At 63.4% G+C, this 13,684-nt stretch carries 13 protein-coding genes; 1 reads left to right on the forward strand and 12 read right to left on the reverse strand.

The genetic code is table 11. The features are described 5' to 3' along the window. Nucleotides 1-44: 44 nt before the first annotated feature. From ABS769_RS15335 to ABS769_RS15360, 6 genes are read right to left on the reverse strand one after another with little or no spacing between them, the layout of a single operon-like run. Nucleotides 45-464 (reverse strand): Na+/H+ antiporter subunit G, encoded by a 420-nt coding sequence (locus tag ABS769_RS15335; protein ID WP_168959931.1) that lies wholly within the window; start codon nt 462-464, stop codon nt 45-47. Further along, nucleotides 461-745, reverse strand: coding sequence for a K+/H+ antiporter subunit F (locus tag ABS769_RS15340; RefSeq protein ID WP_023902357.1), 285 nt, complete (start codon nt 743-745; stop codon nt 461-463). The genes ABS769_RS15335 and ABS769_RS15340 overlap by 4 nt, the downstream gene beginning before the upstream one ends. After that, a complete protein-coding gene (locus ABS769_RS15345) occupies nt 742-1,248 on the reverse strand; it encodes a Na+/H+ antiporter subunit E (protein WP_317061959.1) in 507 nt (168 codons plus the stop codon). Before ABS769_RS15345 ends, ABS769_RS15340 begins: the two co-directional genes overlap by 4 nt. Next, the gene (locus ABS769_RS15350) at nt 1,245-2,789 is read right to left on the reverse strand and encodes a monovalent cation/H+ antiporter subunit D (protein WP_317061958.1); all 1,545 of its coding nucleotides are present in this window, start codon (nt 2,787-2,789) and stop codon (nt 1,245-1,247) included. The genes ABS769_RS15345 and ABS769_RS15350 overlap by 4 nt, the downstream gene beginning before the upstream one ends. Further along, nucleotides 2,786-3,160: a Na+/H+ antiporter subunit C gene (locus tag ABS769_RS15355; RefSeq protein WP_317061957.1), complete on the reverse strand. Its 375-nt coding sequence runs from the start codon at nt 3,158-3,160 to the stop codon at nt 2,786-2,788. The genes ABS769_RS15350 and ABS769_RS15355 overlap by 4 nt, the downstream gene beginning before the upstream one ends. After that, complete coding sequence (locus ABS769_RS15360) at nt 3,160-5,988, reverse strand: monovalent cation/H+ antiporter subunit A (RefSeq protein ID WP_317061956.1); 2,829 nt, start codon at nt 5,986-5,988, stop codon at nt 3,160-3,162. The genes ABS769_RS15355 and ABS769_RS15360 overlap by 1 nt, the downstream gene beginning before the upstream one ends. A 166-nt stretch (nt 5,989-6,154) precedes the next feature. On the opposite strand from ABS769_RS15360, the gene ABS769_RS15365 reads away from it, so the two are divergent. Next, nucleotides 6,155-7,057 carry an NAD-dependent epimerase/dehydratase family protein gene (locus ABS769_RS15365; protein ID WP_317061955.1) on the forward strand — a complete coding sequence of 301 codons (903 nt, stop codon included), beginning with the start codon at nt 6,155-6,157 and terminating at the stop codon, nt 7,055-7,057. Nucleotides 7,058-7,081: 24 nt separating this feature from the next. Here ABS769_RS15365 and ABS769_RS15370 read toward each other — a convergent pair whose 3' ends face one another. The 6 genes from ABS769_RS15370 to ABS769_RS15395 form a co-directional block, all read right to left on the reverse strand. Continuing rightward, nucleotides 7,082-7,567: a DUF962 domain-containing protein gene (locus tag ABS769_RS15370; protein ID WP_317061954.1), complete on the reverse strand. Its 486-nt coding sequence runs from the start codon at nt 7,565-7,567 to the stop codon at nt 7,082-7,084. 99 nt (nt 7,568-7,666) lie between these two features. Further along, a complete protein-coding gene (locus ABS769_RS15375; protein WP_317061953.1) occupies nt 7,667-9,262 on the reverse strand; it encodes a M4 family metallopeptidase in 1,596 nt (531 codons plus the stop codon). A 431-nt stretch (nt 9,263-9,693) separates the two neighbouring features. Then, complete coding sequence (locus tag ABS769_RS15380; RefSeq protein ID WP_317061952.1) at nt 9,694-11,424, reverse strand: peptidoglycan-binding protein; 1,731 nt, start codon at nt 11,422-11,424, stop codon at nt 9,694-9,696. 112 nt (nt 11,425-11,536) lie between these two features. Then, nucleotides 11,537-12,100, reverse strand: a complete 564-nt coding sequence (locus ABS769_RS15385) for a hypothetical protein (RefSeq protein WP_317061951.1) — start codon at nt 12,098-12,100, stop codon at nt 11,537-11,539. A 79-nt stretch (nt 12,101-12,179) separates the two neighbouring features. Then, nucleotides 12,180-12,677: a hypothetical protein gene (locus ABS769_RS15390; RefSeq protein WP_317061950.1), complete on the reverse strand. Its 498-nt coding sequence runs from the start codon at nt 12,675-12,677 to the stop codon at nt 12,180-12,182. Nucleotides 12,678-12,982: 305 nt separating this feature from the next. Next, complete coding sequence (locus tag ABS769_RS15395; RefSeq protein ID WP_317061980.1) at nt 12,983-13,654, reverse strand: hypothetical protein; 672 nt, start codon at nt 13,652-13,654, stop codon at nt 12,983-12,985. Between the last annotated feature and the right edge of the window lie 30 nt (nt 13,655-13,684).

Here is a 13,684-nt window from a genome sequence, read left to right on the forward strand (position 1 = left end):
GCCACTCAGTCGATCACCCGCCTTTCGCGTCCTCAGTTCAATGCCTAGTGCTGCTCCGACTCTGGCCCCAGATGCTGTTTCTCGGTTTCTTCGTTCTCTCCGACATCGCCCTGCACCTGCGGTAATCCTTCCTCCTGCATCTCGCCCTTGTTCGGCACTTCCGGGCGGTTTTCCATCATCAGCGACAGCGCCGCCTTGGCCATCATGTGCGCGCTGATCGGTGCGGTGATGAACAGGAAGACGGTGATCAGCAACTCGCGCGGTTGCGGGTCCACGCCTAAAAACAGGTGATAGCCCACCGATGCCAGCAGCACGCAACCCACCCCCAGGGTGCTGGCCTTGGTCGGCGCATGCAGGCGCTTGAAAAAGTCCGACAGCTTCACCAACCCGAACGCGCCGATCAGGATGAAGAACGTGCCGACCAGCAACAACGCGCTGAGCAGGTATTCGGTCAGGGCGATCATTCGACGATGTCCCGGCGCAAGACGTATTTACTCAGCACCACCGTGCTGCCGAAGCCCAGCATCGCGATCACCAACGCGGCCTCGAAGTAGATCGGCGAATCCAGATACATGCCCAGCAGCATCAGTTCGGCGATGGCGGTGATGGACAGCGTATCCAACGCAAGAATGCGATCGGGCACGCTCGGCCCGCGCAGCAGGCGCCACAGAGCCATCAGCATGGCCAGGCCTACCGCGTGCATGCAGATGACGATGGTCGATTCGATGAACATGTGGCCGGTCATGGAAAGATCTCCATCAGGGGCTTCTCGTAGCGGGTCTTGATCTCGGCGATCAAGGCGTCCGGATCGTCCAGGTGCAGCACGTGCACCAGCAGATACTTGCGGTCGTCCGAGAGCGCCGCCGACACGGTGCCGGGGGTGAGCGTGATCATGCTGGTCAGCGCGGCGATGCCGTGGATGTTGGCGATATCCAGCGGCACCCAGATGAAACCGGGATGGATACGCGACTCGGGGCCAAGCACCTGGCCGGCCACCTTGATGTTGGAGCGCACGATGTCGCCTGCGGCCACCAGCAGCATGCGCGGCACCGAACGCAACGAGCCGATCTGTGCGAACTCGCGGTCCAGTCGTGCCGCGAAGATCGGCACCACCCAGCCCAGCAACAAGCCGAGCACCCATTGCTGCGGCCCGAAGCTGTCGCTGAGCAACAGCCAGAAAATGAAGACCGTCACGCTTAGCGACGGCGAGGGCAGCAGCCGGCTGCGCGCGGGCGCACGCGTGTTCATGGCTGCCTCCGTTGCGGGGTGGTGGCACGCACCTGCTCCACATACGCACCGGGGTCGCGCAGCTGCGCGCCGGCCGCATCGGTGTACCGCATCAACGGACCGGCGCCCACCGTCATCGCCACCAGGCCACTGAGCAGCAACACGGTGGCGGCGGTTTCCACCGGGCGCATGCGGCCACGCCGTTGCGGTTGCAGCTCCGGCGCATCTTCCACCGCTTCGGGGACGCGCCAGAACAGGCGCACGCCGGCACGCGTCAGGCCGATCACCACCAACAGGCTGCTGCCCAGGATCGCAGCCCAGACCGGCGCGACCAGCCCATCGGGCACGTGCTGCAGCAATGCCGCCTTGGCCAGGAAGCCGGACAACGGCGGCAGACCGGCCACCGCCACCGCAGCGATCATGAACATCGTGCCGGGCATCCCGCGCCGCGGCAGTGGCGCGACTACTTCCTTGCGGTCGCTGGCACTGCCGCGACGCCGGCGGATCAGATCCGACACCATGAACAACGCAGCCGCCACGAAACTGCTATGCGGCAGGTAATACAGCCCCGCGCCCAAGGCGCCGGCATCGTCCAGCGAGAAGGCGATGAACAAGGTCGCCGCCGAAAACACCACCAGATACGACACCATCACCCGCAGCCGCGATGCCGCCATCACCCCGATTGCGGCCATCAATAGCGTGGCGATACCCAGCCACAGCAGCGCGTGCCGGCCGAAGCCCTGCAGCGCGCCTGCACTGGCGCCAAACCACAGCGACGACACCCGCAATGTCGCGTACAGCCCGACCTTGGTCATGATCGCGAACAACGCGGCCACTGCGGCCGGCGCACGCGAGTAGGTTTCCGGCAGCCATAGATACAGCGGCAGCAACGCGGCCTTGCTGCAGAACACCAGCAGCAACAATCCCAATGCAGCTTTGGCCAGCGGCACATCCTGCGCCGGCAGCTCGGCGATGCGTTGCGACAGCTCGGCCATGTTGAGCGTGCCGAACACACCGAACAACAAACCCAGCGCGACCAGGAACAAGGTCGACGCACACACGTTGAACACCACGTAATGCAGGCCCACGCGCATCTGCAAGCCGCGCCCGCCGCTGAGTAACAACCCGTAGGAGGCGATCAGCATCACTTCGAAGAACACGAACAGATTGAAGATGTCGCCGGTCAGGAACGCACCGTTCAAGCCCATCAACTGGAACTGGAACAAGGCATGGAAATGCGGCGCGCGGCGGTCCCAGCCGGCACACGCATGCAGCAGGCAGGCCGAGCCCAGCATCAAGGTGGTCAACAGCATCCACGCCGACAAGCGATCGCCCATCAACACGATGCCGATGCGTGCCGGCCAGTCGCCCAGCAGATACACCAGCACCTCGCCTTCGGCCGCGCGCGCGAACAGCGCAATCACTGCTGCAGCCAGCAAGGCCATGCTCACCCACGCCACCGTGCGCTGCACGCGCGGCCCGTAGCGACGATGCTCGACAAACAGCGATGCAGACGCACCCAGCATCGGGATCAGGATCGGCAGGATCAGCAGATGATTCATCGCCGCGCCTCGCGCGTGTCCACACCGGTGGTGGCATCTTCGTGCGCATCCACATGATCGCTACCGTTGTCGCTGCGGCTGCGGATCGCCAGCACCAGGCTCACCGCAGTCATCGCGAAGGCAATCACGATCGCAGTCAACACCAGCGCCTGCGGCAACGGATCGGTGTAGTGCATCAGATCGGCAGGCACGTCGTCGCGCAACACCGGCGCCTGGCCGCTACGCACGCGCCCACCGGCGAAGATCAACAGATTGGTCGCATACGACAGGAAGGTCATCCCCAGGATCACATCGAAGCTGCGCGCGCGCAGCAACAGGTAGATCGCCAATGCAGTGAGAACGCCGATCGCGCTTGACAGTGCCAATTCCATCAATGCTGCTCCGCGGTGCGTGTCGAACGTTGGGTGGGGTCGATCTCGCCGCGCTGCGAGCTGCGCGTGCGCGAAGGTTTGATCGTGCCCATCATCGACAGCATCAACATCGCCGCGCCGAACACCACCAGATACACGCCGATATCGAAGCCCAGCGCGCTGGCCAGTTCCAGCTCACCCAATAGCGGCAACGGAATCTCCACATGCCCGCTACTCAGGAACGGCATGCCGAACAGCAGCGAACCCGCACCGCTGACCAGCGCGAACAACAGCCCGATGCCGATCAGCCGGATGTAATCGAAACCGAAGCGTGATTCCACCGAGGCGGTGCCCTGAATCACGTACTGCATCAGCAGCGGCACCGCCAGCACCAGGCCGGCGATGAAGCCGCCACCGGGCGCGTTATGACCGCGCAGGAACAAAAACAACGACACCGTCAGCGTGAGCGGGAACATGATCTGCGCCAGATCGGCCGGCACCGGCAACTTGATCGGCGGCCCCGGCATGCTGCGCTCCGGCGCCATGCGCGAGCGCCGCAGCAGTGCGTGCACCACCAGCCCGGCAATGGCGAACACGGTGATCTCGCCGAAGGTATCGAAGCCGCGGAAATCCACCAGGATCACGTTGACCACGTTGCGCCCGTAGGCTTCCGGCAGCGCACGCTGCAGCAGCTCGCCGGCGACCGTGTGGCTGGGCTGGGTCAGCAAGGTATAGGCCAATGCGGCAAGCCCGGCACCACCGACGACGGCGATGCCGGCATCGCGGAGCTTGCGCAGGCGCGCAGGCTCGGGCAACGAGCGCTCGGGCAGGTAATTCATCGCCAGCAGCATCAGCACCAGCGTGACCATCTCCACCAGCAACTGGGTCAACGCAAGATCCGGTGCCGACAGGAACACGAAGGTCAGGCTGACCGCCAGGCCGGTGCCACCCAGCACCAGCACTGCGAGCAGGCGCTGCTTGTACAGGAACAGGCTGCCCAGGGCGCAGGCGATCATCAGCAGCCAGATCGTCCAGCCCAGCAGCGGCAGCGGGGTGGGCGCCGGCCAGGCCGGCAATGCGCCGCCCTGCAGGAACGGCACCAGCGCCACCACGACAGCGCTCAGCACCAGCAGCATCAGCATGCGTTGCAGGTTGCCGTTGGTGACCGCATCGGTCATGCGCACGGTACCGGCGAACAGCGCGCGCAGGTTCCAGTTGAACAGCGCCTTGCCGGGCGAGCGGTTCTGGATCGCGTACATGTCCAGCGTGCGGCGCAGCGCCATGTACAACAGCGTGCCACCCACCATGCCGGCGATGCTCATCGCCAATGGCCAGTTCCAGCCATGCCACAGGGCCAGGCTGTAGTCGGGCAACCTGTCGCCCAGGATCGCGCTTGCACCGGCGCGTAGCACTGGCGCGATGGTCCATGCCGGCACGATGCCCACTGCCACGCAGATCAGCACCAGTACCTCCACCGGAATCTTCATCCAGCGCGGCGGCTCGTGCGGGGTGGTGTCCAGATCGCGCGGACCTTCGCCGAAAAAAGTGTCGTGCACAAAGCGCAGGCTGTAGGCCACGCCAAGCAGACCGGCCAGCAGCGCAGCGATGCTGGCCAACACACGCATCGCCTGCGGTGCTTCGGTTTCCAGCGCGACGGCGAAGAACATTTCCTTCGACAAGAATCCGTTGAGCAGCGGAATGCCGGCCATCGCCAACGAGGCGGTGATCGCCAGCGCGCTGGTGAATGGCATCAGGCGGCGCAGATTGCCCAGCTTGCGCATGTCGCGCGTGCCGGTTTCGTGGTCGATGATGCCGGCGGCCATGAACAATGAGGCCTTGAACACCGCATGGTTGAGGATATGGAACACGCCGGCCACCACCGCCATCGGTGTCGACAGGCCGAACAGCATCGTGATCAAGCCCAGATGCGAAATGGTCGAATACGCCAGCACGCCTTTGAGATCGTGCTGAAAGATCGCATGCCACGCGCCGAGCAACAGCGTGATCGCGCCGATGCTGGTGACGGTGTAGAAAAACAGATCGGTGCCGGCCAGTGCCGGGTGCAGACGCGCCAGCAGGAACACGCCGGCCTTCACCATCGTGGCCGAATGCAGATACGCCGAGACCGGTGTCGGCGCAGCCATCGCATGTGGCAGCCAGAAGTGGAACGGAAACTGCGCGCTCTTGGTGAAAATGCCCAGCAGCACCAGGCCCAACGCATACGGATACAGCGGGCTGGCGCGAATGAGATCGCCGGCTGCCAACACCGCATCCAGCTGAAAACTGCCGACGATGCGGCCGATCATCAAGATGCCGCCCAGCAGCGCCAGGCCGCCACCGGCGGTCAATACAAAGGCCATGCGCGCACCCTCGCGCGCGTCCTTGCGGTGCGACCAGAAGCCGATCAACAGGAACGAGCTGATGCTGGTGAGTTCCCAGAACACCATCAGCAACAGCAGGTTGCCCGACAACACCATGCCGAGCATCGCGCCCATGAACAGCATGAGATAGGCGAAAAAGCGCGAGGCGCTGTCGCGTGCGCTCAGGTAGTAATGCGCATACATCACCACCAGCGCGCCGATGCCCAGCACCAGTAATGCGAACATCCATGCCAGGCCATCGAGCCGCAGCGAGAACAGCAAACCGATTTGCGGCAACCACGCATGTTCGCTGCGGATCACTTCACCGCGCAGTACCGCCGGTGTCAGCATCGCCAGGATCAGCAGCCCGCCCAACGGCGCGGCCGCAGCCAACCACGCAGTGATCGAACGGGAGGTGCGCCATAACAGCGCGGTGGCGGCCGCCATCACGAAGGGCAGCGCGAGCAGGATTTCCAACGAAAAAGGCATGCAGGGAACACAAGATTCGCGAGCAGGCCAGAGAGCTTAACAAAACGTTGACTAACGGCCGCGTCAACGTCATCGCCGGGCGCATGCGGAAATCGCCGCTGGACCGTCGTCGCATCGCTGCGTTGCACTCGCTATGCTGGGCTCACCAAGACTGCATCCGAGCCCTGTGACCGCCGCCAATCCCGCCCCGTCCACCGCTGTCTCTGCGCCACGCGCCCTGGTGTTCGGCGGCAGCGGGCAGATCGGCGAACGTCTGCTGACGCGGCTATTGAGCCGTGGCTGGCAGGTCACGGCGTGGTCGCGGCAGCCGCGTGCGGCGCGGACCGGATTGATCTGGCGGCAAGGCGATCTGGCCGTGCCGGCAGCGGCAGGCGAAGCGTTCGAGGTGATCTTCAGTTGCGGCCCGCTGGATCATTTCGCACGTTGGTATGCGGAAAATCCGGTGGTTGCCCCGCGCATTGTGGCGTTCGGTTCGACCAGCCTGGAGGTCAAGGAGCACTCGATCGACGCGGCAGAGCGCGATGTGGCCCAGCGCCTGGCAAACGCCGAACAGGCGCTGTTTTCTGCAGCGCAGGCACGCGGCGCAACCGCAACGGTGCTGCGCCCGACGTTGGTCTATGGCGCCGGGCGCGACCGTACGCTCACCCAGATCGCCAACCTGGCGCAGCGCACCGGCGCCTTTGTGTTGCCGGCCAACGCCACCGGTTTACGTCAGCCGGTGCATGTGGACGATCTGGCCAGCGCCGCGCTGGCGGTAGTCACCCAGCCGGCCACGCAGCAGCGCAGTTATGCGGTGGGCGGTGGCGAAGTGTTGGCCTACATGCAGATGGTGGAGCGCGTGCTGGCTGCGTTGCCACGACCGGCGCGGTTGTATCAGGTGCCGCCGACGCTGTTCGGGTTGGCGCTGAGCGCTGCGCAACGCCTGGGCCGCCTGCGTGGCATGAATGCAGCGGCGTTGCAGCGCATGCGCGATGACCTGATGTTCGATCTGGAACCGGCGCGCCGCGATTTCGGTTACGCGCCGCGTGCGTTTCGTCCGTTGCCGGAAGAACTCGGTGTTCGCGAGTGAGGTTAGTGAGGTTGGTGCGTCGAGCTAGTAGCGCCAACCCAGCTGGCGATACACCTTGGCCAGCACCCAGATCGGCCCGATCAGCAGATAGGTCAGATCGGTCAGAAAGCTCGGCTTGCGGCCTTCGATCTTGTGGCCTACGAACTGTGCGATCCAGGCCAGCACAAACACCGCCACGCCCGACGTGAACACCCCGCCCAGGCCAAGCTTGCTCTCGATCAAGCGGCACAGACAGCCGAAGAAGAAGAAGATGCCCAGCATGCCCAACCCCAGCGGGCGCGACAGCCGGTTGTAATACGACCACACCGCAAACATCGACAGCGCCGCCCACACGCCGCTACTGAACCAGGTGCCGCCCACCGGGATGCACCACAGCAAGGCCACCACCGACCACAGGATCGCCGGCACTGCCAGCACATGGATCTGCTGGTTGGTAGCGTTTTGGTGATCGTCGGAATAGCTGGCGAAATAGCGGTCGATCGGTCGCGCGGTCGTGGTGCGTTCGGTCATGTTCCCTCCCAGGAATGACCCAAGCATACGCGCGCGGATGGCGCTGTGGCAGCCGGGCACCTTGCCACGCGCCGCTCGCGTGGCAAGGGCCGGCACACATCAGTTGACCGACACCGCGCTCCACGCTGCGGCAACCGCGCGGTATTGCGTGGAGGTGCTGCCATACAGATCGGTGGCCGCGCTCAACGTGGCCCTGCGTGCGGCCGCGTAGTTGGTCGAAGAGGTCATGTACACCGTCAACGCGCGGTACCAGATGCGGCTGGCTGCGGCACGGCCGATCGACGTCAACGCGGTATTGCCGTTGCACACCAGCCCGGCCGGCGTCACGTTCCAGCTGGTGCCCGCACCAAAGCCGGCCGGCACCACCGCACCCTCGGCCAGCAGATAGTAGAAATGGTTGGCCACCCCCGAGCTGTAGTGCACGTTGAGCGAGCCCAGGCTGCTGCTGTAGCAATCCGGCGAATCGCCATCCAGGCTCGGCTTGAACATGTAGCGCAACGCCAGCGTACCGCTGCTGTTGCCGGGCACGATCTTTTCGCCGATCAGATAATTGCCCGGCTGCGCGCTGTTGTTGGCGGAGTACTCCACCATCGCGCCCATGATGTCGGAAGTGGCTTCGTTCAAACCGCCGGACTCGCCCGAGTACACCAGGCGTGCGGTGCGACTGGTCACGCCGTGGGTCATCTCGTGGCCTGCCACATCCACCGAGACCAGCGGCGTGAATGTGCTGCCGTCGCCATCGCCGAAGGTCATGCAGAAGCAGCTGTCCTGCCAGAACGCGTTGTTGTAACGGCTACCGTAATGCACACGGCTGCGCGCACCGGCGCCGTCGTTGGCGATGCCGCTGCGCGCATGCGTGGTGCGGTAGTAGTCCCAGGTCAAGGCTACGCCGTAATGCGCATCCACCGCTGCCGTCACCGTATCGCTGTTGGCGCCGCTGCCCCAGGCGTTGTCGGCATCGGTGACCAGCGTGCCGTTGCCGGAGGTGCTGTTGCGCATGTTGTAAGTGGCGCCGCTCCCGCGGCTCAGGTCGGTCAACTCGTAACCGCTGCTGCAACGCGTTGTCGATAATCCAACGTTGCCTGCATACAGCGAACGCCCGGTGCCGGTTGCGCTGGTGCCGCCACTGCACACGGTGTGCACCGTATCCCAGGATTCGAGAATGCGTTGATTGACCGCATCGACGATGTAATGCATCTCGGTGGGCGTCTGGTCGGGCTTGATGCCGCTGTAGATCACTTCGTAGACCAGCCGCGGTGCGCCTTGGCGCGCATACAGCGCCAGACTTGCGCGTGGCGCGGCGTCGGGTGCCACATCGAACTGCGCACCGGCCGCACGCACCGCAGTGTCGGCATCGATGCCCGGTACGATGGCCGGCCGCACGTTGGTGTCCATGGTCTGGCTCAACTGACGCATCACCCCGCGCCGCGAATGCACCACCACATCGCCGCCGATGACCGGCAAGCCCTGATAGGTGCGATCGAAGCGCACATGCTCGGTGCCATCGGCATCGACAATGCTGTCGCGCGCGACAAATGCATCGGCGGTTGCACGATTGGCCAACGCCGCAGCGTTGTTGCCCAACAACGATTGCGCGCGCACTACCGCGGCATCGGCGGAAAGATCCGCAGCACTGGCGACAGCAGACAACGATAGCGCGCAGCAGATCGCTGCGCCCAACACATGGAATTGCATGACGACTCTCTCCCAGGAAACGTGCAATGCAAAGATCGGCGGCGACGAGCATCAGCCGATCGCGAATGGCAGCAGGGTGCCGGCAGCCAACCTTGCACAGTCTGTGAGAGCGCAGTAGTAAAAATTACGGTTGTGTTGCGTTCTGTGCGCCGCGCCACTTTGCGTTGTGGAGCGCATCGCAGACAGATGCAAGATGCGCTGCATGATCGGCGCTCATCGCGCTGTAGACGCGTATCGCAGCGCTGTTCTACAAGGCCGCTGTTTCTACAAGAATGTGTCGGCGCCCAGTGACACGCGGTGCGCCAGGGAGCATGCAGTGGTGTTCGATTGCGGCATCGCCTTCAGTCGCGAGCGACGATGGTGATGTTAGGGCGCGCGCAAAAAAAGCCGGCCAGAAAACTGGCCGGCTTTGTTGATGCACTACTGCACCCTTAGCGGCCGCCGATGGCGACCTTGTGCTGCTCGTCCTGCGTCTGTTGCTGCTGCGTCTGGCCAGCCAGCAACTGCGCACTGGTCTGCTCCAGCGTGGGAGCGGGCTGATTCAGATCCACTGCCGCACGGAAGCCTGGCGTGGTTCCCATGACGAACGCCTTACCGTTCTGCACCGTCACGTCCTGCAGCTTGTCGGCAGAATCGATGCCGTTCTGCTTGGCCTGCAAGGTGACGTGGGCCGCCGTTTCGTTGGAGATCACGCTTGGCAGCCTGCTGCGGATCGCGGTGTGCAGCGCATGGTCCGGATGCGAGGCATCGTTCAACGATGGGCCCTTCGGCACGGCCTGCTGCGTCTGGCCTGCCTGCGTCTGGGCCTGCGCCGGCAACGCGGACAAGGCGGCCTGTGTATTGCGGCCCACCACGCCATCGGGCTGCAGCCCATGCTGCTTCTGGAATGCGATCACCGCCTCACGCGTGTTGTCGCCGAAGCGGCCATCCTCGGCAAGCCGGTTGCCCTGCGCATCGCGCACCCCAAGTCGGTTGAGGTCCTGCTGCATCTTGCCGACATCGGGATTGTGGTCGCCCTGACGCAGCGTGCCATTGCCAGCGTGTGTCGATGCTTGAGCCTGACGAGCGCCTGATTCCTGATGATGGCCTTGATTCCAGAACGTCTCCGGACTGGTCAGCTTGCCGTTGGCATCGCGCAGTTGGTAATGCACATGCTGTGCGTACTGGTTGACACCGTTCGGGCCGCGTCCACCCATCGTGCCGATGGCATCGCCCGCGGACAGCGCCTGGCCTTCTTTGACCTTGAGTCCTTCCAGGTGCAGGATCTCGTGCGAGTTGCCCTGTGCATCGCGAATCTTGACGGTGCCGTAGTTGCCACCGGCGAACGTGACGGTTCCAGAGACCGGCGAATGCACGGTCGGATGTTGCAGATTGCGACCTGCCTGGCCGCCCTCGTAATTAAAGTCCGTACCGCCGTGCGGACCACGGCTGCCGCGGTGCTCGCCGTAATGACCAGTGATATGCGGATCGGTACTGCCCTGGCCTGGCAGCATGCGTTCCATCGTCTGCTGGAAGTTACTGCGAGTGGCATGGCTGGGTTCGGCTGGGTGCGCAGTTGGCGCCGAGCGATCCACTGCGTTTCCCTGCGTCTGGGCGAGGCGCTGTTCTACGAACTGGGTGTAATTGTCCAGGTGAGGGGCGATTTCGCGCCGGGATAGCGCAAGGCCACCATAATCTTTGCTGGGACCATCGTGGTGATACTTGTAAATGTAATCCTCGTCCTGGCCGCGGCTACGCGCGAGATCGCGGTTATCGATGAAATGTTGCACTAATGCCTGCGACTGCGTCTGCACATCGAAACGGTTGGCTGTGGTGACGCCATAATGTGCACCGGTGCGATCAATAAATTGACCCAGGCCCGAAGCAGACGTGGTCCCCGCAGCGGCATCAGGATTGAAGCCCGATTCGACCCGGGCGATGGCTAGAACATAAGCGGTCTCACGCGATGAAAGCCCGGCATCCTGCGAGGCATCGATGAGGCTATCGATCACCCGCGATTGGGTCTGTGGACTGGCATCGCCCCAGCGACGCGATTCGCCGTGCAGTCGGCCATCTGCGCTGTCGATGGGCTCGCGATAATGGCTCCACGGTTTGATCCGGTCGCTGCGGTAGGCAGCGCCGCGTGGCTGAAGCATTTCGGTATAGATCGTGTTGTCGGTCATATCGTGCGTTCCTTTCTATGAGACAGATTCTTCCTTGTAACGGGTGCTGCTCCATGTACTGCGTACTGCGTTCGCCATGCACCGCCATTAGCAGTGCATGAGCATCCTTTGCTCAGGGCTGGAAAGGCACCAGTTCCGGGTGCTTTAGTCCCAACTCTTCGAGCTTGTGTTCGTATTCGTCGTTATTCGGGCTCTGCTGGCCGTCCTGCTCGCGAAGCGGTGGTGCCGCGTGATTCAGCAACTGACCCTTTGCGTCATAGAGGAAGAACCACTCGCAGAACTCGCAACCATAGGGAAGCTCGCCATATTGGATGACGAAGTAATCGGTTCCCTTTCCGTCTTCGGCGCAGCCCAGCCCGACCGCCGTGTAGTCCACCATCTCTGCGGGCGGTGCCAATTCCTGGCGCTCGCCATCGCGCTCTATTTCCACGCGCGTTTTGGGGGAATCGCCGCTTTTGGACGGTAGCGCGGTCAGGTGCAGACGCGCGCCAGAACATTCCTTGATCATGTCATTCTGTCCCTGTTTAGCCGCTTCCATCGAAGCGGGGGAATAGGCGTTGGAGGTTGGTGCGACCGGTGCGCTGGCAGTGTTATCTGCGACGCCCTGCTTATCACCGCATGCGGCAAGCAAGAGTGTCAAACCGAGGGCGGGCAGGGCGGAGATAAAGCGTCGCATCAATTCGCTTCCTTGGAGATAAAAGTGACAGGGCCAGTCATCTACGCCTGCAGGAAAACGCTTCCGGTGGCCCATTGCTTCATAACGACTGGTCGTCCACCTTCACCAGCGTCCAGCATGGCTGCTGGGCGAAGTGGTAGACCTGCTGGTCGCCGGTGTCCGGTGTGCGGACCAGCACCTGGCGGCTTTCAGCCTCCTCGGAGATCGTGACCTCGCGGCCGCCATTGCGGGCCGCCTCCAGGTTGGGAATCACCGGCCACTCGACCTTGGCCAGCGGAACCGTGCGCGTCACCGGCGCCGGCTCGGGCTGCGCGTCCGGATCGAGCTGGATCATCGTCAGCGGATCGGCCGTGGCCTTCTCCTGTACTGCGATGTCCGCGCTGAAGCGTTTCACAAAGGCGGTGAAGTCGGCATCGGGACAGCTTGTCGCCGGGGCGGGCGTCGTCGGCGCGGCGGCGGGCGTTGAGGCTGCAGGTGCGGCAGGCGTCGCAACGGTAGCTGGACCCGCTTGTTGAGTGCAGGCAGCAAGCGCCAGGCTCAGTGCCAGGGCATGCAGGGAAATTCGGGAAAGGGCCAACGGATCCTCCTGATCGTATCGGGGGGCAGCTACAGCGCGGGCGCGATTTTATCCATGTGCTGCTTGCAGATATGTGAAGGCTTGCGGCTTCATCGTTTGCACGAGCTGGCGGGCACCAGGCAGATCAATCGGCTTGGCTATCTGCTCACCTGACCGTCGTCCCGAAACCCTTGAAGAAGTGCGCTTGGTCATTTTCGCTGTTCGCCGTGTTGCCCTCGGACCCAAGCGTGTTTCAAAACGGCCATCAATAATAACTAAGCGGCAGTAATTAAAGTCGTGAGTTTGCCGAGTTTGATTGCCAGCAACTAGATTCCGTTTGAAAACACATCGAGTGCATTCGCATTCACCCACCCCTGCACGCAATCGCCGACATACTGGCCTGGTGCGGCTGCATGGCAGGCATCACCGGCGGCAGGCGCCAAGCGTTTGATCGGCCTGTCGCCATACTGCTCGCACAACGCATTGTCCTTGCATTTTGCGACACTGCTTGCGGGGATTGCGACGACATAATAGTAAAGAGGATGCTGCCCTGCGCGGCCGATGCCTTGTACGCAAACGAGTTGGCCCTGCGCCAGATTGGCGTTGGCGGACGCATTGCTGCCGGTAGTCGGCACGGCACTGAGTGCGTCCACACCCTGTGCCTGCGCTACGCCAGCAAAAAATCCGTCGTCGCCACAGACAGGCGAAAGCTCCACGTCGTAAAAGTCGCCTGTCTCCGCATTGCCAGCCGTGCAGCCTTTTGCAGTCGTTGCGTCGGTGCACTTCACACCGCTTGCCTGTATCAATGCTGCGAGTTGGTCACTGACAGGAGTCTGTGCAGGAGCTGGCGGTGCCGCCGGTGCTGTCGATGTGGTCATCGTCGCGGCGGGGGGCACGGACTCGCCCGCAGTACATGCGCTTAATGCAAGCAGCAGCCCCGGCAGCAACGCGCTGCGGAACATGGGAAAACTGCACAGAGAGAAACGTGACGGAGCCATCGCGACCTCGTTGAACAATAAAGTGCGCCA

Origin of the sequence: Xanthomonas hortorum (assembly GCF_040279205.1) — a bacterium.
Lineage (GTDB): Bacteria > Pseudomonadota > Gammaproteobacteria > Xanthomonadales > Xanthomonadaceae > Xanthomonas > Xanthomonas hortorum_F.

Coding starts and splice junctions, on each gene's coding strand:
- ABS769_RS15370 (WP_317061954.1), bottom strand. CDS start 7,567: ATGACCGAACGCACCACGACCGCGCGACCGATCGACCGCTATTTCGCC.
- ABS769_RS15340 (WP_023902357.1), bottom strand. CDS start 745: ATGACCGGCCACATGTTCATCGAATCGACCATCGTCATCTGCATGCAC.
- ABS769_RS15335 (WP_168959931.1), bottom strand. CDS start 464: ATGATCGCCCTGACCGAATACCTGCTCAGCGCGTTGTTGCTGGTCGGC.
- ABS769_RS15355 (WP_317061957.1), bottom strand. CDS start 3,160: ATGGAATTGGCACTGTCAAGCGCGATCGGCGTTCTCACTGCATTGGCG.
- ABS769_RS15375 (WP_317061953.1), bottom strand. CDS start 9,262: ATGCAATTCCATGTGTTGGGCGCAGCGATCTGCTGCGCGCTATCGTTG.
- ABS769_RS15385 (WP_317061951.1), bottom strand. CDS start 12,100: ATGCGACGCTTTATCTCCGCCCTGCCCGCCCTCGGTTTGACACTCTTG.
- ABS769_RS15360 (WP_317061956.1), bottom strand. CDS start 5,988: ATGCCTTTTTCGTTGGAAATCCTGCTCGCGCTGCCCTTCGTGATGGCG.
- ABS769_RS15380 (WP_317061952.1), bottom strand. CDS start 11,424: ATGACCGACAACACGATCTATACCGAAATGCTTCAGCCACGCGGCGCT.
- ABS769_RS15395 (WP_317061980.1), bottom strand. CDS start 13,654: ATGGCTCCGTCACGTTTCTCTCTGTGCAGTTTTCCCATGTTCCGCAGC.
- ABS769_RS15350 (WP_317061958.1), bottom strand. CDS start 2,789: ATGAATCATCTGCTGATCCTGCCGATCCTGATCCCGATGCTGGGTGCG.
- ABS769_RS15345 (WP_317061959.1), bottom strand. CDS start 1,248: ATGAACACGCGTGCGCCCGCGCGCAGCCGGCTGCTGCCCTCGCCGTCG.